Origin of the sequence: Paucisalibacillus globulus DSM 18846, from assembly GCF_000482485.1 — a bacterium.
GTDB classification, from domain to species: Bacteria; Bacillota; Bacilli; order Bacillales; family Amphibacillaceae; genus Ornithinibacillus; species Ornithinibacillus globulus.
The window spans coordinates 74,738-93,444 of record NZ_KI519440.1 but is presented as its reverse complement, the minus strand read 5'-3'; the positions used below and the strand labels follow the sequence as shown (position 1 = coordinate 93,444).

19 protein-coding genes are annotated in these 18,707 nt (G+C 32.6%); 6 read left to right on the top strand and 13 right to left on the bottom strand.

The genetic code is table 11. The features are described from left to right. The first annotated feature begins 173 nt into the window (after positions 1–173). Positions 174–590: an NAD(+)--rifampin ADP-ribosyltransferase gene (gene arr / locus K332_RS0120305; protein ID WP_026909123.1), complete on the top strand. Its 417-nt coding sequence runs from the start codon at positions 174–176 to the stop codon at positions 588–590. A gap of 159 nt (positions 591–749) precedes the next feature. On the opposite strand, the gene K332_RS0120300 is transcribed toward arr, so the two are convergent. From K332_RS0120300 to K332_RS0120245, 12 genes are all read right to left on the bottom strand, one after another. Beyond that, positions 750–2,651: an endonuclease MutS2 gene (locus tag K332_RS0120300; protein WP_026909122.1), complete on the bottom strand. Its 1,902-nt coding sequence runs from the start codon at positions 2,649–2,651 to the stop codon at positions 750–752. Positions 2,652–3,263: 612 nt separating this feature from the next. Next, positions 3,264–3,569, bottom strand: a complete 306-nt coding sequence (locus K332_RS23035; protein WP_051359563.1) for a hypothetical protein — start codon at positions 3,567–3,569, stop codon at positions 3,264–3,266. Between the two features lie 152 nt (positions 3,570–3,721). Continuing rightward, entirely contained in the window at positions 3,722–4,591 is an 870-nt protein-coding gene (locus K332_RS0120290; protein ID WP_051359562.1) for an RpnC/YadD family protein, read from the bottom strand. A 57-nt stretch (positions 4,592–4,648) separates the two neighbouring features. Next, positions 4,649–4,981, bottom strand: a complete 333-nt coding sequence (locus K332_RS0120285) for a replicative helicase loader/inhibitor (RefSeq protein ID WP_026909120.1) — start codon at positions 4,979–4,981, stop codon at positions 4,649–4,651. After that, positions 4,981–5,787: a DnaD domain-containing protein gene (locus K332_RS0120280; RefSeq protein WP_026909119.1), complete on the bottom strand. Its 807-nt coding sequence runs from the start codon at positions 5,785–5,787 to the stop codon at positions 4,981–4,983. The genes K332_RS0120285 and K332_RS0120280 overlap by 1 nt, the downstream gene beginning before the upstream one ends. Positions 5,788–5,812: 25 nt before the next feature. After that, positions 5,813–5,995, bottom strand: a complete 183-nt coding sequence (locus K332_RS0120275; protein ID WP_026909118.1) for a helix-turn-helix domain-containing protein — start codon at positions 5,993–5,995, stop codon at positions 5,813–5,815. Between the two features lie 750 nt (positions 5,996–6,745). Further along, positions 6,746–7,021, bottom strand: coding sequence for a hypothetical protein (locus K332_RS0120270; protein ID WP_026909117.1), 276 nt, complete (start codon positions 7,019–7,021; stop codon positions 6,746–6,748). 113 nt (positions 7,022–7,134) lie between these two features. Continuing rightward, entirely contained in the window at positions 7,135–9,492 is a 2,358-nt protein-coding gene (locus K332_RS0120265; RefSeq protein WP_026909116.1) for an AAA family ATPase, read from the bottom strand. Continuing rightward, positions 9,485–10,222 carry an ABC-three component system middle component 1 gene (locus K332_RS0120260; RefSeq protein WP_026909115.1) on the bottom strand — a complete coding sequence of 246 codons (738 nt, stop codon included), beginning with the start codon at positions 10,220–10,222 and terminating at the stop codon, positions 9,485–9,487. The genes K332_RS0120265 and K332_RS0120260 overlap by 8 nt, the downstream gene beginning before the upstream one ends. Further along, a complete protein-coding gene (locus K332_RS0120255; protein ID WP_026909114.1) occupies positions 10,215–11,609 on the bottom strand; it encodes an ABC-three component system protein in 1,395 nt (464 codons plus the stop codon). The genes K332_RS0120260 and K332_RS0120255 overlap by 8 nt, the downstream gene beginning before the upstream one ends. Positions 11,610–11,880: 271 nt before the next feature. Then, positions 11,881–14,778, bottom strand: coding sequence for a DEAD/DEAH box helicase (locus K332_RS0120250; RefSeq protein ID WP_026909113.1), 2,898 nt, complete (start codon positions 14,776–14,778; stop codon positions 11,881–11,883). A 62-nt stretch (positions 14,779–14,840) separates the two neighbouring features. After that, on the bottom strand, positions 14,841–15,239 hold the full coding sequence (locus tag K332_RS0120245) for a (deoxy)nucleoside triphosphate pyrophosphohydrolase (protein ID WP_026909112.1): 399 nt from the start codon (positions 15,237–15,239) through the stop codon (positions 14,841–14,843). Between the two features lie 251 nt (positions 15,240–15,490). Here K332_RS0120245 and K332_RS23030 point away from each other — a divergent pair, with 251 nt between their 5' ends. The 4 genes from K332_RS23030 (at position 15,491) to K332_RS0120225 (ending at position 17,176) form a co-directional block, all read left to right on the top strand. Beyond that, complete coding sequence (locus K332_RS23030; RefSeq protein WP_084288194.1) at positions 15,491–15,760, top strand: hypothetical protein; 270 nt, start codon at positions 15,491–15,493, stop codon at positions 15,758–15,760. 125 nt (positions 15,761–15,885) lie between these two features. Further along, entirely contained in the window at positions 15,886–16,137 is a 252-nt protein-coding gene (locus tag K332_RS0120235) for a hypothetical protein (RefSeq protein WP_026909111.1), read from the top strand. A gap of 33 nt (positions 16,138–16,170) precedes the next feature. Then, positions 16,171–16,416 carry a DUF1646 family protein gene (locus K332_RS0120230; protein ID WP_342665485.1) on the top strand — a complete coding sequence of 82 codons (246 nt, stop codon included), beginning with the start codon at positions 16,171–16,173 and terminating at the stop codon, positions 16,414–16,416. A gap of 118 nt (positions 16,417–16,534) precedes the next feature. Beyond that, a complete protein-coding gene (locus tag K332_RS0120225) occupies positions 16,535–17,176 on the top strand; it encodes a hypothetical protein (protein WP_026909109.1) in 642 nt (213 codons plus the stop codon). Positions 17,177–17,220: 44 nt separating this feature from the next. On the opposite strand, the gene K332_RS0120220 is transcribed toward K332_RS0120225, so the two are convergent. Continuing rightward, positions 17,221–18,141: a glycerophosphodiester phosphodiesterase family protein gene (locus K332_RS0120220; RefSeq protein WP_245604780.1), complete on the bottom strand. Its 921-nt coding sequence runs from the start codon at positions 18,139–18,141 to the stop codon at positions 17,221–17,223. Between the two features lie 207 nt (positions 18,142–18,348). Between K332_RS0120220 and K332_RS0120215 the strand changes: the two genes are divergently transcribed. Beyond that, the gene (locus tag K332_RS0120215) at positions 18,349–18,681 is read left to right on the top strand and encodes a hypothetical protein (RefSeq protein WP_026909107.1); all 333 of its coding nucleotides are present in this window, start codon (positions 18,349–18,351) and stop codon (positions 18,679–18,681) included. Positions 18,682–18,707 lie beyond the last annotated feature (26 nt).

Genomic DNA, 18,707 nt, shown 5'->3' with positions numbered 1-18,707 from the left:
AGGATCCGTAGATAAACTGCTTTTTACTTTGGATTATATATGTAGTAGGTGAACCGACCAATTTAATCTCTATACTTATATTTTACCACTCCTTGAAGAATATTTATAGACTACATTTTTTGTTCTTTATAAACTATACTGTATATCAAATCAAATTAAAGAGGTGTATCAGTATGAATGATAATAAAGCTGTCTTAGACAATGGTCCCTTTTTTCATGGTACAAAAGCAGAACTAAAGATTGGAGATTTATTAGTACCTCAACATGTATCCAACTATCAAGATAAAAAGTCAAACCACATATACTTCACCGCAACATTAGAAGCAGCTAAATGGGGTGCAGAATTAGCAAAATCGAAAGCAAAGGAAAGAATTTATCTTGTAGAACCATTAGGTGAATTTGAAAATGACCCGAACGTAACGGACAAAAGATTCCCGGGAAATCCAACACGTTCTTATCGGTCTAAATCTCCTCTGAAAATACTAGCTGAATTAGGTTCATGGGAAAGACATTCTGATGAACAAATAAATCATATGCTTACATCTTTAGAGAAGTTACGTGAAGAAGGTAAGGCTGTTATATACGATTAATCTCGATAATTTATTAAAATATCATGAAAACCTGTATTCACTTATCCTTTAGTGAATACAGGTTTTTCTATACGTGCGAAAAGTTTTTCCTAACGAATCAAACCAATTATGATTTGAATACAAAGTTCTAGATTAGAAAGTTGAAGAAGTTTTCTAACTCTAGTCTTTGTTCTTTCGAATTTCCTTTTGAATTTTACGAAGTGCTTTTTTTGAACCGCGTTCTATATCATGCTGCATTTTCCGTGTATGGTAATCGATAAACAATGTTTCTAAATCATATCCCTCTGGATATAATTCCTGCGCTCGTACTTCTAGTGCAAGTCGCTTTTCATTTACATTGATAAACTCTCCGTTATAGAACACGACAACTTGATTGAAATTGTCTATTTCTTTATACACAATTCCATAGTCATTATGGTCTAATAATTTCACACGATCCCCTTTCTTAAATTCATACTTCTCTTTGGTTTTCTCATTGCTGATTTTAGGTTTCCTTATTTTACCTTCATTCACCATGTCTAACTGATATTCTTTATTTCCCATATATTCTTTAGCTCTTTGTAGCACATTTTCTCGTATATTCATCTTTTTAGAAATCCAAAGGGCATTACTTTCCCCTGATTTACCTATCATCAACTTATATTTTGGTTCTAATGTTTCACTATTAAATTGCATGGCAGCATTCATAAAATCATTATGCATTTCTGAGAACCGTTTTATTTCTCCATAGTGTGTTGTTGCAACTGTAATACAACCCATATGATAAAATTCTTCTAGAATTGAAATCGCAATTGCCGCTCCCTCATTGGGTTCTGTACCACTTCCTATTTCATCAAATAGTAAGAGAGAATGATTATTAGATACACTCATTATTTCGGAAAGATTTTTCATATGAGATGAAAATGTACTAAGTGCATTTTCGATACTTTGATTGTCACCAATATCTACAAAGATATTTTCAAAAACCGAAATTTCTGTCTCCTTATCCGCAGTAATGTGAAAACCTGACATTGTTGCCAATGTTACTAATCCTATTGTTTTGAGAACAATCGTTTTCCCACCAGCATTTGGCCCCGTAACAATTAAGCTACGGTAATCTTCACCAATTTCAAAATGAAGGGGTACAACATCCCCTGATAAAAGTGGGTGTTTACAGCTAACTAATTTTATATAACCAATATCATTTAAATTGGGCTCTATTCCGTCGATATGTTTGCTGAATTTCGCTTTTGCAAAAACCATATCATATTGACTAATAAGATCCAGATTAATCTTGATATCATCCAAGTTCTCTAAGATCATTCCTGATAAGGCAGCTAGTATTTGATATTCTTCAATTGCTTCTTCAGCTTTCAGTATTGCAAGTTCTCCGTTTAATTTTGTAACTGTATTTGGTTCGATAAACACCGTTGATCCTTTAGAAGAAACTTCAATAATTGTTCCTAAAACTTGATTTTTAAACGAAGCTTTAATCGGTATGGTATATCGATCATCTTTCTTACTAATAAAAAATTCTTGAATATACTTCTTATTGGTACTATTACTTAAATATTTATTTAAACGGTCCTTTATCTTTTCTTCAACCGAATCAATATTTTTTCTTATTCGTCTTAATTCCTTACTTGCAGCTGAATCAATACGATTTCCTTTAATTGAAAAGTCAACTTCTTCCTCCACATGTTTGAATTCAGACATAGAATTTGCATACGATGCGATTACAGGTGCAAAGAACACTTTATCCAACATAAACTTTTTTATTTTCCGACAACCTCTTAAAAAATCCGATACACTAACCAAATCGCTCGGATCCAGTATCATGCCTTTTTCAAGATTTTGAATAATACTCTCAATATTAGAAACTCCCAAAAATGGCACATTACCAACTGCATCCAATATTGCGCGTGCCTCAGTCGTTTCATTTAAACGATTTTTAACTACTTTCATACTTGTGCTAGGTTTCAATTTATCTATCCTGTTTTTCCCTAGTCCACTTACACAATAAGACTTAACGATTCCTTTTAATTCGTTGTATTGTAACTTTTCAAAGGTCATGCTATTCACTATAATTTCTCCTCACTATGATTTATTTTTATCATACGTGAAGATACCTACACATTAGATTCCAATGAAATTTACATCTGACACGGTATTTTTTGCAGGTGTAAAAGATTGTTATCCTATAATTAGAAAAACTCGCATTCGCTCAGTCCCAAGCGAATGTGTTAGTTTTTCTTATGTCGGGGGAAAGTTTTTTATACTTTCCTAACTACCAAAAAAGCTGCGAGGATACCGCAGCTTTCGTTACATTTACAAGGCATGTGTCATATGCAAATACAATGAAATAAGCTATCGTTAAGAAAGCTATTTCAACATCATTACACGCTTTATAAAGTATTGTAGGTATCTTCATAGGTATTGAAATAAATCCATGACAAAACAAAGGGTATGAAATCCATATAAATCCCTTTTGTCATCGTATTTATTTCATTATTTTTTTCCTATTTAGAACCTACCGCACTCACAATAAGCACCTCGTATTACTGTATTATTTTATTCATTGAAATCTAATTTACAGATATTATACTATGCTTTATTAAAAATGTGAAGTTGGTATGATTTACTTCACTACAATTCTACCCCTTATTTCCCATAGCAAACTCGGTATTCAAATCTTCAATTCCTAATTTCATTCATCAACACTCGAAATTCCTCATTTTTATTGTTTCCGAATAAGAAATAAGGCTGCCATTTCATGTGATACGAATTATTAAATATTATTGGTTCCTCCCTACCCAAAGTTGTACTTTTTGATGCTTCTTCACTCCACGAACATATTTCAGAAACAATTCGCCCATCATAAATATGAAAGTCTCTATCCACTGCATTTTCCTTTTGTGATGGTTTCCAGTATAAATGATCATTAGTAAGCAATATGGAATACCCTTTGGTACCAGGGTTATCCACGACTACCCTTTCCAATTCCCCTAAATAATTTAAATAATCATATCTTGCTTAATCCTGTGCACCTCGGAATTTTAGGGTCTGACCCTTTAAACTATTACGAATGAGTTGCAGTCATACCATAGTTTTCATATGTACGAAAGGGGAGTGAGTGTTAGCTCCCCTTTCTATTATGGATTGAGCTTTTCGATTTCGTTGCGATTAAGACCAGTAAGCTTTTGAATTTCCTTAATTGGATAGCCATTTTCTAGCATTGTGCGGGCAATATTCTTCTTTTCTTCTTTTTTCCCTTTTTCTTCCCAGGAGATAGGGAGTTCCATAATCTTATCCGCCTCTTCTAAATGCTTGATATTTTCCATAAGAATAGCCTCCTCCTTTTCATTTAATTTTAAGTACCGCTCAAAAAAGCCAAAAATTAATCTTTCCTTCGCTGGATTTAACTCCATACTAGTCATCATTCGAAGAAATTCCAAACGAACTTGAACTCTTTCTTCTTCCGTGAATCCCATTTTACTTAGCAAAGCAGCAGCAACCGGATTATTGGATTCTATATATTCACGCCAATTCGTTTTTCGTAATTCTACTTTAAGAAAATTGAATTTTAATACGTGAAAATACGGGAATTTGATATTAAATTCATCCTTTTCTGTTCTATTTTCATCATAGCTAAAAACAGCAATAGGCAGAATTGGTTTCCTATTCCTATTATACAAAAGACTGTAATAAAGATACATTCGTTCATGAAAAGGTGGTTTACTTTGAGGATAACTCTGTGGTTCAACATGGATTATAAGCATGGTATCCTCACCCTTATGCTTCGCTTCAATTACAATATCTGCCCTACGGCTTTCACCTTCGAATAAATCTGTGAACATTTCTTCTGACAATGCTGTTATAGTTGTAAAGTCAATGTGCTGATGTACTTGTGGGAAAAATGCTTCAAGGAATTCCTCGAAAAAATGATGAATTAATTCTTTAAATAGTTGATCATGGTGTGTGTAATCCTTGGTGTCTTCTTTTACCACTAATGAAATAGACATATGTACACATCCTTGTGGGGAATTTGGGGAATGTCTTAAGAAGTTTTTCTATAATTATTATACCACCTGAACCACATAACTCCTTACTAGATTTGTTAAAGCTTCCAGAAAACCCTTCTTCATACTATCTGGAACCCTACTTGCTTCCTCACGCCAAATCTTCATTTGCTCCAAATTCACATTATCCTCAGATGGATAGGCAGCAATATCCGCAATTGTTGGTGGAAAAGGACTTCTAGCCACATAATTCGTGAGATTCTCCATCACAAGCCTATAATCCATCTGCTCCAGTATCCTGATTAGAATATTCCCCTTCTCCATCGTCAACTCATATTTCGGATACAACAGCTTAATCGTCTCCAATATATCAACCGCTTCCTGCCGATTCACTAGCCTCCCCTCCTTAGTTCATCAAAGATTGAATGAGAGCTTTGCCCATTCTTTTTATCCGAGTAAAACGTCTTCTGGCTATGATTTAGTTTTTTCCGACGATAAGCAAGCACATCCCCTACCGTCTTCAGACCATTCCGCTCCCATTCCTGTAAAATCTTCACGACATAACCAACTTTCCTCGCCCCATGTTCTGCCCCAATCTCAATCGCAGCACAGATCACTTCATCTCTAAATTTCTCCTGCCAAGTTAGTAATCTTTCTCTCGCAAGTGGACTCAATATTCCAATATGAGACTCATAGAAATGGACAATTTCTAATTCTTCTTTTTTGTCTTGTCTTTGTCTATATAAAGATACGTTCTTATCATGAAATGAGTCCGCCTTATGGACTGATTTACTAGTTTGAACCAATGGGGTATTGGATTGGGTAGAAGATGATTCCGCATGGCTGACTGATAATGAGCTTGATTGGGTACTTTTATGTAATTTGTCATGTAACTCGTATTCAGATTGGTCATTGGTGTGGACCAATGACCTCATTTGATAGCTAGGATCTTTACCTTTATTTCCTTTTTCGTAGTCTAATAGATTGAAATCTACTAACTTCCTTCTAGCATCCGTTAAACCTTGCTTGGATAACCCAGTAAATTGTTGTACGACTAAATTTGATAATTGAAATTTCCCTTGACAGCTGATGGAATGCTTAAACGTCATTAATACAAACCACAGAAGAACGGCATTAGAAGGAATGTTATTGTATTGTACCCATTCCTTAAAGGCATTCGACTCTTTTGTAAAATCCATTACTAAAACACCTCCAATATAAATGTTATTTAATACTCTTTTTCACCTGATCCGCCATCCATAAATCAATCGATTCCCTCGTAAATAAAATCCGTTTACCGAGCTTTAGATGTGGAATCTGATTTATTTTTACCATGGTGTAGACGGTGTCAGTGTGGACACCTAAGTAGTTAGCTACGTCTTTGACTGTTAGGGTTTGTCGTTGCATGGGGTGACCTCCTTTCTTTTGTGTGGGTGTTTGGTTTGTGTGGTAATGTTCGTTTCACCTATATAATCGAAGGATAGTAGAGAAAGGTGGCATTTTTTTTGGAAATATTTTGTTTTGGTGGGTTTTCGTTGGTTTTAGAGGGATAAGTAAGCTGTTTTACTGCATAAAAAAAGGGAGCCTATTATCTGAAATAGACTTCCTTTTCATTGTGGATTATTTGGATTTACGCTGGATTTAGGATATGACTGGATTTCCTCAATATTAACAAATGTAGCAGTAATAAGAAACGCATTTTTTCTTCGACTAAATTTTCTTAGTATACGATTTTTGGGTTTTATTGATGATACCCCAAATATGAGCTATGAGCATTATTATTCTAGCATCCATGCTTTTATGGGACAGTGATCCGTAAAATATGTCAACCATCAAAAGGCAATATAATCGAAAAATAGTAACCTTAACAGCGTTAGATTCTTTATCAACGCCTGTTTTAGCTATTTCACTTATTCAAGTGCCCTGATTTTAAATCACGGTAAAATAATGTAATTGACTCTCATCAAATGTAGTTCTATTGTTTAATAACATCAAGCTAGTTTCTCAGTAAAAAACCGATAAATTTTCTTAAAGTATCCATAGTGAAGTTCCTTGGCATTAATCTGTTGGTAATTGCAGTGGCAAAAAGTGGTAATACTTGTGTCAATCCCTGATAATAACATGATAAAAGTCGTACATTTTATGGCCTAATCACCTTTAGGATAATCTTTTATATAGTTCTTTCAACTTAGGGTTTCCAAGCATATTTACACTTAAATTCTTCCATTCGGATTTTTGAAAAGAAAGCATTTCATCAACTCCATTTATTTTTAACTTTGCTAGGAACGTATTATTTTCCTGTAAACGATAATGCCAGTTATTTTCTATTATACCTTTACCTTCCGGGTTCCATTTATCCGCTTGGTTAATCATTTGTATAAATGTATTTACAGCTCCAATTACTTCATTTTTATAATGTAATTCTAAATCCATTTTTCCACCCCTTACTTTAATACTTGACAAAAATGCTCTACCTACCATTTATTTTGTGTATATAAAAAAGTATGAAAACTACTAAAGTAATATTAGTAGTTTCATACTTTTATTCAATAAAATTCCTCTTTAACATTTATATTTCCAGTTTTATATCCGTACTTTAAAAACTTATACCGGATATACATTGATATCTTATCTTCGTGAGTGGATAAAATAATCTGTCTATCGTAGAAATCATTTCTTAGCAATTCAACAAATGAAGCCATATTTATTTCATCCATTGTTTGGATTGGGTCGTCTATAAGTAAAGTTCCCAAACCACTATTATTATAAACCTTATTTAAAGCTAAAGAAAAAGCAAGTACGGTTGCGGACAACTGACCAGAACTAAATGAATGCATTATATCATGATCCGTTTTCTCAGGTGGAACAAAATTTATTGCCTTTAATTGTGGGTCGCCGGTTTGTTCGTTTGGGTCTTCTTTAATAAATACCCCTATTCCTCTTTGATGGTTTTGAATTACTTTTCCACTATAAATATAAAATGGTATTTCAATTTCACTAATCATCTTAGCACGGTATCCATTTATTTTTTCATTATAGATACCAATGGACTCAGTAAGGGATTTTATAGATTCGTCAACTAGCTTGAACTGTTTAACTAATCTTTGATGCCTAATAAATGATTCACTTGATTGCAAATAGTACATATATTCAATATATTGTTTCTTTTGATCAATACCCGTAACACTTATATCTTTAAGTAACTCTTCATTGCTAGCAAAAATATTTCTATAAAGTTCTTTATATTCATTAAATCTATCGATTTCTAGTTTACTTTTAGAAAGTTTACTGTACAATATTTCCTTTATACTCTCCACTCTCTCACTTAGATTATTTACGAAATCCTTTTCATTATTGAAGTAAGTCGAAATATCAATATTTAACTCATTAAAGAATTTCTTCGCTGCATTAAAATCAACATTTAACACTTTATATTCATTTAGCTGTTTAAAGAATGTATCATCAATGGATTTCTTTATAATTTCATCTAATTGGGTAACTAATTGAGTCAAATGTTGGTCATATAGATTGTCAATTTCCTTAAGAATAATCGCAGAAGAATTATCAAGTTCCTTTTTTAATAATTCAGTTTTGTTATCAATTTGTGTAATGAGTTCATGATATGATTCCCATTCTCTTCCGCACAGTGGACAATCGTTACCATCAATTTGTTTGTTTTTAATATAATCTTCATATTTTAGTATAAGATCTTTTCTAGTTAAAAGTAATTTTTCTACTACACTTGAGAGATTACTAGAATTCGTTTGTAATCCTTTAATAAAATTTATCTTTTGAATGAGGTCCGCTTTACTAATAGATAGTCTAAAATGTTCATAGACTAAATTCCAATTTAAATCCATTGTAAAGATTTCTTTTTTCTCAATCTTCATTTTGGTATTTTCAAACTTCTTTTTCAAATTATGCTTGTTCTTGATTTGCTCTAATTCTTCTTCAAAGTGTCCCAAAACAACTAATGCTGATAGTTTTTGTTCCTTTGAAGCAATACCTCGAATCCTTTCGTTTTGGGACTCTATCTTAAACTCATTAAAATTATTTATTAAGCCTTTTATAGACGCTAGTTGTTCCAAATACGCGGCTTTATTTTCTTTATCCAATGGTTTAATAATTTCTTGATCCCACACAATTTTATTTGAAGGAATATTAATCAACTGAGAATATTCAACTTCTGATGATTGTATATTCTCTTCGGCAGTAGTAGAATCTATGGTAATGTCACCTATTTTTTTACTTAAGCTTGTTTTATGATGGATTAATTTATTTTTAGCCTTTTCAAGAATATCTCGTTCATTCACTTCAGATTCAATATTAAAAAGTTTACTTATTGAATCCATTCTTTCTTTTTCATTTTTTTTCAGCAAATGACTTGATTCTTCTTGTTCAATATAGTGATATAAACCGAACTTAGATTCAAAATCAGAAACCCCAAATAGATGCTCAATTACAGTTTGAGAGGACTTATTTTGATCTGTTAAGCTCTCATCAAAATTTTCTAGCAAATGGACAGTATAGTCAAAATCAAAAGGTCTCTTCCTTGATCTATTTAGTAAATTAGGTTTAATTTTCCGTCCAACAACGATTCTTTTAGTTAATTTTAATTCAGAATCAAATACTTCAAGTTCAACTTTTAAAATAATTGATTTAGATTGATCTTTAGCAAACAAGTAATCATCATATCCGCGATTTCCAACGTTTATTTTCAATTGTTTAATTCTCCTGATACTACCTGTCAATACAAGTTCTATGACATCATAAATACTGGTTTTACCGAACCCGTTTGGGCCATCAAGAATTGTAACCGTTTGATTATTAAATTCAAGACATGATTTTTCAATCGATTTGAAGTTTTCAATGTAGACCCTAGATATTTTTAGTATACTATTCATTATATTCAACCCCCATCTTATTCAAAATACCGTCTATATGAAGTTCAGGATCATTTGAATGTTGTTCAAGGATTAAATTTACTATTTCTGCTTGAGTTTGATTCAGACTTTCATCTATTTCTTGCTTTAAGCTATCTAGACATTCTTGCTTTATTATCACGCTAAGAAATGGTATTTTTATGAATAACTTTGATATTAAATCGTACAATAAAACTTCTTGTTTTTCTGTAGTGCTTCTGTCTTCTTCCTTCTTTTTAAAAGAAGCAAATAACGTTTTCTCTTGCAAAAGATTATTAAGTGTTGTAATTAGAGGAAGTTGTGCGTTTTCTTCTATATACGTTTTCAAAGCATCAACTTGACTTTTAGTATATGTTAGTACATATTTCTTAAAGTCATATGGGTCTTCTTCTAGATTATAAATATATCTTATCCGTTCAATCGAATTGTCGATAGATTCAGTCTCAAGAAGTAGTAGAAATGAAAGATTCTTATCTATGCCTGTTTCATTCATTTCTTCAAGAATTGATTCAAAACATTGATCTAATTGTTTCTTTAAACTATCAAGTTTTATCTCTCCCTCTTTAAAGTTAGCAACTAGATAAAAATCAAATTTATTATTATGTGTCCTTGTGAAAAAAGAAAAGTTTGCTGAAAAGTCACCTTTAAAGTTAATTCTTTCATTATTATCAAATTCTGCTTCTTTGAAGATACTATTAATTAGGTTATGCATGCGGTTTAAATTCCTCCATTGCAGTATTTATATCCATAAATTTTATCCTTTTTGTGCCAGTGAATTTCTCCTTATTCTGTAAATCTGTATCCGATTCCACATCTGTAATGGTTCCTGTATACTCCTCATTAATTGATTTATTAATATAGGTCTCCACTTCAAAAAGCAGCTCTAAAAGAGTTTCATCATGATTAAAATTATTAAAAATATCCTTGCCTACTTTGGAACAAGCATTCTTACCTTGGTTTAGAATAAGGGTAATCAAGTTAGATGCCTTACTTTTCTTTATTAGAAGAATATCATTTTTTATTGTTGCTGCTTCTAACAAATGATGGAAAGTAAATATACACTCAAATAACATCTGCTTAACTCCATGTTGATCCATAAGTCTTTTATATTCTGTTATACTAATAGAATTTGACTTTTTTATAGAGATGTTCGGTGCAATTTTCCTACAAATGAGCACAAAATCTTCGGGTGACAATAATTTTAATATGTCTATATGATGGGTCCATATCTTTGCCTTTTCGTCATCTAACTCAAGGTCAATTTCTTGTTCTTCACAGTACTCCTCAAAATATGTAGTTAAATCATCCATGAGTAAGCTAGCAACCGTTTCATTCGTTAGATTAAAAACACTATCATTCTGAAGAATTTTTAGTACTTCAGTAAATGTAATAATTGGATTTGTTTGCTTTTTCATATGAATATCAGCTATGAGATTATTTATTGTATGGAGTAAGTTTGAGTAAGCATAATCAATATTTTCACTACTAATTGTTGATGAATCCCTATGTATATCATTTTGAAGAAATATCTTTATTTGTTCTTTTATTTTGTCGTTAATTTCATCAACTTGAACAACCCTATGAACATTTACCTCCCCATTGTACACATTAATTTTAAGCTTATCCCATGCCTCATTGAATTTATTTTCATCAAATAGCAGTTTTTTAAAATGATTTAATAGATCTTTCTTTTTATCAGGCTCATAGGCTATTAGGTCCGTTATTATATCCTTAATAGCAAAGTCTTTTATATTGATCGCTGTATGAAGACTTGCTTCCTTGACTGTTGGTTCAATGAGACATTTTCCTAATAATTCGAGAACAGTTGCTTTAAATCCACCAATAGTTTTCTTATCTTGATACGACTTTACTTGATGTATTGAAAAGTATTGGTTGTCGTACTTAATTGAAAAATCTTCAAACAACTCTATTTCAAGAGAGTAAAAATTTACATCTTCATTACGAGCTCCTAGTTGGTTGATTAGACAAAGCATAGTATACACTGCAACTTTTCCCTGATAGGTATATCCATTCCAAGATGATGCAGCACTTGCACAAGCAACATTAGTCCAATTAGTTTCCATATTAGTAGATTGCATAAGTATCCTCCCTATTTTAAATTCTAAGTGTATGTTTATTGTAAGAATGCTCTTTTATGTTCTTAATATTAATATTATCAAATTACCACGAATTTTGTAATATTCTTCCTAATAAAAGGCCATAAAATGAAATTTCCAATATTTTTACATAGATTCTTTCAACTGCTGAGTACAGTACTTTTTTCTTTTGATAACTTTAGTCATCATTCCACCTACTTTATATAAATTAAAAAGCAGAAGTCCCTCCCCAAGGTTACTTCTGCTTTCTTTATTAATTTACACCTTCAACAATATACCCATATAGATTATTCTCAACAGGCTTTTCCATAATCATATTCATATGAACAACCGGGATTTTATTTCCTTTTTTATCAAGCATCGTGTCCTGTTCAACCGTTTCTTTATCCGGATTTGACTTTCCAAGGTAGTAAAAATTACTTCCTTCGTCATCATCTTTTTTAATAAAGATATGAATGTCCATGTTTCTTTCTTCAGCATGGATAATCTTCTGAACTTCTTCAGATTGAAGTGACCTATTACTTCTAGTATACCATTTAAATGTATCTGGACTAATGAATTCATCCCCGTATGCTACACTTGATTCTACTTCATCATCCTTATGATAAGTTACAAAAATCGGACATGTATCATGCTTAGTTTTATAGCCATACATAGTAGAACTTTCATCATTGTCCCAATTAAGAAGTTTACAGGCATCTTTTCTTGAATACTTCTCATATAAAGTAAGTGGCTGACTACAGTTATATTTATTACTCTTCTCTAGTCCACTAACTACAATATCACTTACTAAATGATGGAAGTATTCATTGGAACTAAGACTACTTATGATAGATTCATTAAATGTGTAACTTTTATCATCTTCCAATAGTATAATTGGGTGTTCTCCATACTTCTTCTTATCAGATTGAGTGAAAAATGACAGATCAAAAATACGACGTATAGATTCTAAAGTTTTTTTATCCGTTGAACATCTTGTTTCTCTTAATTTATCTAGATATTCATTTTCAGGAACTTTTCCATTTTCGAAAAGCATCTTCAAAAGTAATAATTCATGCTTACGCTTGCCATTTAATAATTCAATTGAAAGCATTGTTAATACTTTTTCTTCATAAACATTTATACTTCGAACTTCTTCGTCCATCTTTAGTAGAAATTGATAGTAGTTTTTATATTTATCAACTATAACAACCGGATCAATAGAATGGTTTGTAATGAAATCAATTATATCGGGTACTCTTCCTAACCTATTTTTCAACTCCATATACGCTTCTCTCAATACTTTTATTGCTGTTAGATTGCTACTATTTATTGATTTAAATATTTGTTTTCTAGCAACCTCTTCAAAGTTTACAGTTGATATCCCCTTAATATAACTAGTTTCGGAAGTATGTCTTCTGATATTATCTTTATTCTGAGACTTATCTCCGGAAAGAGCAATTGGAATAAGGTAATTATTCTTGTAGTTACCAATAAAATCAATAATTGTAACAAAATCCTTTGTTTCATGCTTTCTAAGTCCTCTTCCCAGTTGTTGGATAAAGATAATACTAGATTGTGTCTGTCTTAGCATGACGACCTGATTGATACTAGGTATATCAATACCCTCATTGAAAATATCTACTGTTAAAATGTAATCCAGGGCACCGTTTTCCAATCTAGCTACCTGCCACATTCTTTCTTCCTGTGAGTTATCACCAGTTAAAGCAACAGTTCTTAGACCCCTATTATTTAAAGCTTGGGAAAGCTTAACCGCTTCATCCTTACGACTACAGAACATTAACCCTCTAACCTCTTCACCTGAATAACCATAATAATTAACCTTATCCAAAATATGACTTACACGTTCTTCCGTTACCAATTTTGAAAGGATTGTAGTATCGTCTATAAGTTCACCGTCAAATTCAAAATCAGTTACTCCAAAATAATGAAACGGGCAAAGCATATCCTCTTCTAATGCTTCCTGCAGTCTAATTTCATAGGCTATGTTATAGTCAAAGAGCTCATAAATGTTAAAATCATCAGTTCTTTCTGGCGTAGCAGTCATTCCCATTAGAAACTTTGGTTTAAAGTAGTCAATAACTTTCAGATAGGATTTTGCACCAGCTTTATGCACTTCATCAATTAAAATATAATCAAATTCATCACGTTCAAAGCTCTCTAGGTTTTCTTGCTTGGATATCGTTTGGATCGTTGCAAATAAATATCTAGCATTTGTTTGCTTACTTGAGCCAGACAGAATTCCAAAGTCCTTTTCCAAACCACCTAAAACCCGCTTAAAATCAGATTTCGCCTGATTAAGAATTTGCTCACGATGAACGATAAATAACATTCGCTTTGGCGCAAAACGTCTTACATCAAAGGCAGACAGATATGTTTTACCTGTTCCAGTTGAAGAAATTACTAATCCTTTGTCTAGCCCTCTAGCCCTTACATCAGCAATTTGTTTTAAAGCTGCTTGCTGCATCTTATTGGGATTAATCTTTAGCGCATCCTCAAGTGGATTTTTATTATAATCCTCCGGAAAATCAAGAACTTTCTCAGCAGTCTTGAAATCTATTGGAGTATATCTTTTCTCGTACTCGTATATCCACCCATCATTTAAAGAAGTACTTTGCTCCCATATTTGTTCAAATTGCTTCTTAAAGTGCTGAATTAGATCACCATTTTCATGAGATGTTAGCTTTACATTCCATTCATGATTAACCTTTAATGCTTGTGCAGTTAAATTTGAGCTTCCAACGATTAAAGAATAACGGTTATCTTTTTCAAATATGTATCCCTTTGAATGAAATCCCTCAACATCAGCTAATCGGACTTCAACATTGGTTATTTTTAATAATTCCTTAAATACCTTTGGCTGATTGAAGTTCAAAAATGTTGAGGTTAATATTTTTCCAGAAATTCCTTTTCTTTTTAAGTCTAATAAATGAGACTTCAAAGTAGCCAGACCACTCTCTGTAATAAATGCAACTGAGAACAGAAAAGTATTACAGCTATCTAGTTCCTCTAAAATAGATGTTAAGACATTCTCATTGTTCTTTTGGTTATTAATTAATAATTTAGGAGAATATCTTCCATAATTACTTATTTTTCTATCAATAAATCCTTTGTGCAATGCTGACTTTAAATCCCTTACAAGTTGATCCATGAAATAACCACCTTCCACAAGAAAAAATATCGACAAAAAGCTATTCAATATACCTGAATAGCTTAAAAATTGAACTCTTTACTTAGTTTTTCAATTGCAGGGATGTCAGCTGGTGCCCAGTCTAATGATGGTAACTCATTTGGTTGTAACCATTCAATATTGACATGTTCAGTCAGCACAGGGTTTCCTTCCTCAAGCTTACAAATATAGGTTGTCAAATGAACAATTCCAAAATCATATTCATAACTGGTATGTTCAACCTTATCTCCAACTTGAATCTTACATTTCATTTCCTCTTTTATTTCTCTTTGTAGCGCTTCTTTAGGTAGCTCCCCACTTTCTATTTTACCACCAGGAAATTCCCATTTGTAAGGTAAGGATTTTTCCGGGCCTCTTTGTGCACATAATATTTTTCCTTCATTTACTATTACTGCTCCGACTACGTGTATATCTTTTTTCATTTGGTCCTCCTAATAAATAAACGTTCTACAATTATAAGAATAGATTTCAGATAATATACTGTCAAGGGAACAAACAAGTGTAAAATTTCTTTAACAATAAGGGCCAATATAAAAGTTAAAATGACTGTATTCAAAGGCTCTTCATCTTAGTGAAACCTTTTAAAATTACATTCGTAGATATAACTAACCAAATGAAATCCAAGTTTCAAGGATAATGACGTAGTGTACGTCCTTATATTTAGAGGATACGCATGATTAACGAATTCCTATACCAACAAAAAGTAGAATATATTGGTGCTTTTATAGCCCCATATGCAGACGCAATTACTGCAAACATCAATCCTAGTAACTTACACAAAAGTGATATAGCTTTCATCATTAAAGACGACGAGACAATACGGGCAACCAAAGTGCCCCAGCAAGATAGCAATCAAAGGAATATCAATTGGATTGAAATCACAAATGATAATATAATGAAGAGAACAAGTCTGAAAATGAGAAAGGCATGTTTTTCCAAATAAAAACAGGTGATTTATTTGGAACGTATGTCATATCATAGGATTTGATTTTAAATGAGCATTTTATTGATGTTAAATCCTATTGTGATTTTATAACAAGATAAGATAGTGGGAGGCACTTTTACATAATGAATAAATGGAAATTACCCTTATACATCATTGCTATATTATTAGTTATCATTCCAACCATAATAGTTTTAATAACAGACATTCCTTTCAGTTCAACTTTTAGCCGTTCAGTATTAAGCGCGGCAATTATATTGGTAATACTCGGAAAGATGATTACTATCATTGAAAAAAGAAAGCACACGAAAAGTTTTGCTCCAGATGTAGGGATAGTGATAGGACTTTCCATCGCTTTAGTCCTTAGTTTAATTTAATTTCAAACCAGTTGTGTATCCAATTTTTCAAATATCCTTTACTATGAAATTCATACTCTTGCAGCGTCTGAAGTAAGCCCAGCAATGAATGAACTTACTATAAAGACATTACTACTTGGACTTATTATTAGTGGTGGGATACTCATCCCAGGTAATATTCCGAACACCATCGCAGCAGGAAAACTAAAAATAAATAGTCTACAATATGTACGATTGGCATTTCCTGTGGGGTTAGTTGTTATGGTTATTGGTTTCATCGTGATTCTAATAATATGGTAAAATTCAACAAGAATGAAGGGGCTAATCTAGTCCCTCCTTATTTTTTTGTGCTAAACTACTATTAGAAAACTAATAATTTAGTTTTCTAAAAATGACAGCGAAGGGAATCGATTAACGAATGAAAAAGACAGCACTGATTCTTATTTTCAGTATGGTAATATTTATGCTAGTGGGTTGTAGTGATGAGCCAACGGATAAATCCACTGCTGCTTCTCCAGAAGACCATTCTGACATAGAATCATCAGAGGAAGTCGCAACAGAAAATGAGGATACTGCAGCAAGTGAGTCAGAGGAATCTGTTACTGAGGATGAGAATAACACCGCTTCCAAGGAAACAGATAATGAAACTACAAATACTGGTGGAACCGGAGAACAAGATTTACTTTCCGAGTATTCTAGTCAACAAATTGAATACGCACGTGTCTGGTTACAACTTGGTCCAAATCAAGAATTGGAAGAACTATATGCTCAACATATTCCAGCTGGTACACCACTAAACCCAGATGACGAGACCAGTGCTACTTATCCGGAAGATGTTATTCAATTAGCAGGTGTTCGCTTAGTGGATGGATCCGTTACATATAGTGGTAATGGGGATGGTACCATTAATGTTTATAACGTTCCATTACGATGGGATGGCGTTTATCCTGCTGGAGAAGAATTTTATGCAGACCTTATCGAAAACACGAAGCTTGTATCCATTGATCCTGGTGAAGATAATAAGGTCATTGAATTAATCAATATACAAACTATTTATTAAAAACCATAAGGAAGGAGGGAAAATCTAATGTTTTCCCTCCCCTTTTATTTATCGATTAACTCCATCAATAGATCCGGCCTATCCGTCATAATCCCATCTACACCAAGATCTATTAATTCCTGCATTGTCTCTGGATCATTAATCGTCCAATAGTGCACGTCCATTCCTCTATTATGCGCACCACGAATTAACTTCTTATCCATAAGATTAATATTACTATCTTCAGTCGGAATTTGAAGTGCATGAACATCTTGTTGATATAATCCGTTTAAGAACAACTTATGGAACACTACAAACTTAGTAATTTCATCCCGTCCACCACTAACAAGTGCCTCGCCATCAGAAGCTTCTAATACCATATCAATTATAGATTGGTCAAAAGCTGCAATGAGCACATTTTCTTCTAAACCATATTCCTGGATTAGTTTCCACAATAACACACTCATCTCCTGGTATAAATCAGGATCATTAGAGTCCTTAATTTCAATGGTATACAGCATATCTGAATCATTAATTGTTGAAAAAATTTCATCCACGGTTGGAATATATACGCCTTTCCCACGATAACTGTACTCTCCATTTACGTCCTGGAAGTTAGCTCCTGCGTCCAACGCTTGGACCTCTTCCAATGTCATATCATTCACTCTCCCCTGACCATCCGTCGTGCGGTCAACTGTTGGGTCGTGAATGGAAACTAAATAATCATCCTTAGTCATATGGATATCAAACTCCAGCATATCAACACCTAATTCATGGGCATTTGTAAATGCGGCTAATGTGTTTGATGGTGCTAAATCATTTCCACCACCATGGGCAATGACGAGTGGTCTTTCACGATCAAATTTATGTAAATCTGTATTTTTAGAAACCGGAAAAAAGAAAATAATAATCCAAATAAGAGCAATAATTCCTATTACTAATCCTACGATTCGCCATATCTTTTTACGTTTTGTCTTTTTAGTCATCAAAATACCTCCTTTCATTCTAAATCTAATTTATTATATCAAATTGTTATCAGGGCAGAACATTTTTACAAACTTTCGTAGGGTTAACCGTTAGGTATGATTTTTGTTATAATAAAAACTATTAAGTTAAACCGAGTTCTACTAACTTTTAAGGAAATACTTATTATAAAGTATAGAGAAACCATCAAGAACACAGGGAGGAAAACCATGCAAGAAACATCTCCACTAACTACCTGGAAATCCCTAGTAGAAAAGAAAACACAGAAAAAAGTCCTAATCAAAATGATATGGAACGACCAAGAAAAGATAACTTTATTCATCACACCTAATATGAAAATTAATTCCTTTATCTTTGATGAAAAGGAAGGTTATTTATTTTATGATATAGCTGGAAAGCTGATTGAGTATACTATTCCAAGTATTATTACAGAGAAAAATTTAGTAAATGGTGAGATTAATCTAGCAGGAGAGATAAAGCCGACGATTAGTGGACAGCCACTTACTATGGAAGATATACATTTTTTACGTGAAATCCAGTAGTCTACATAATATATAATTTATCACAA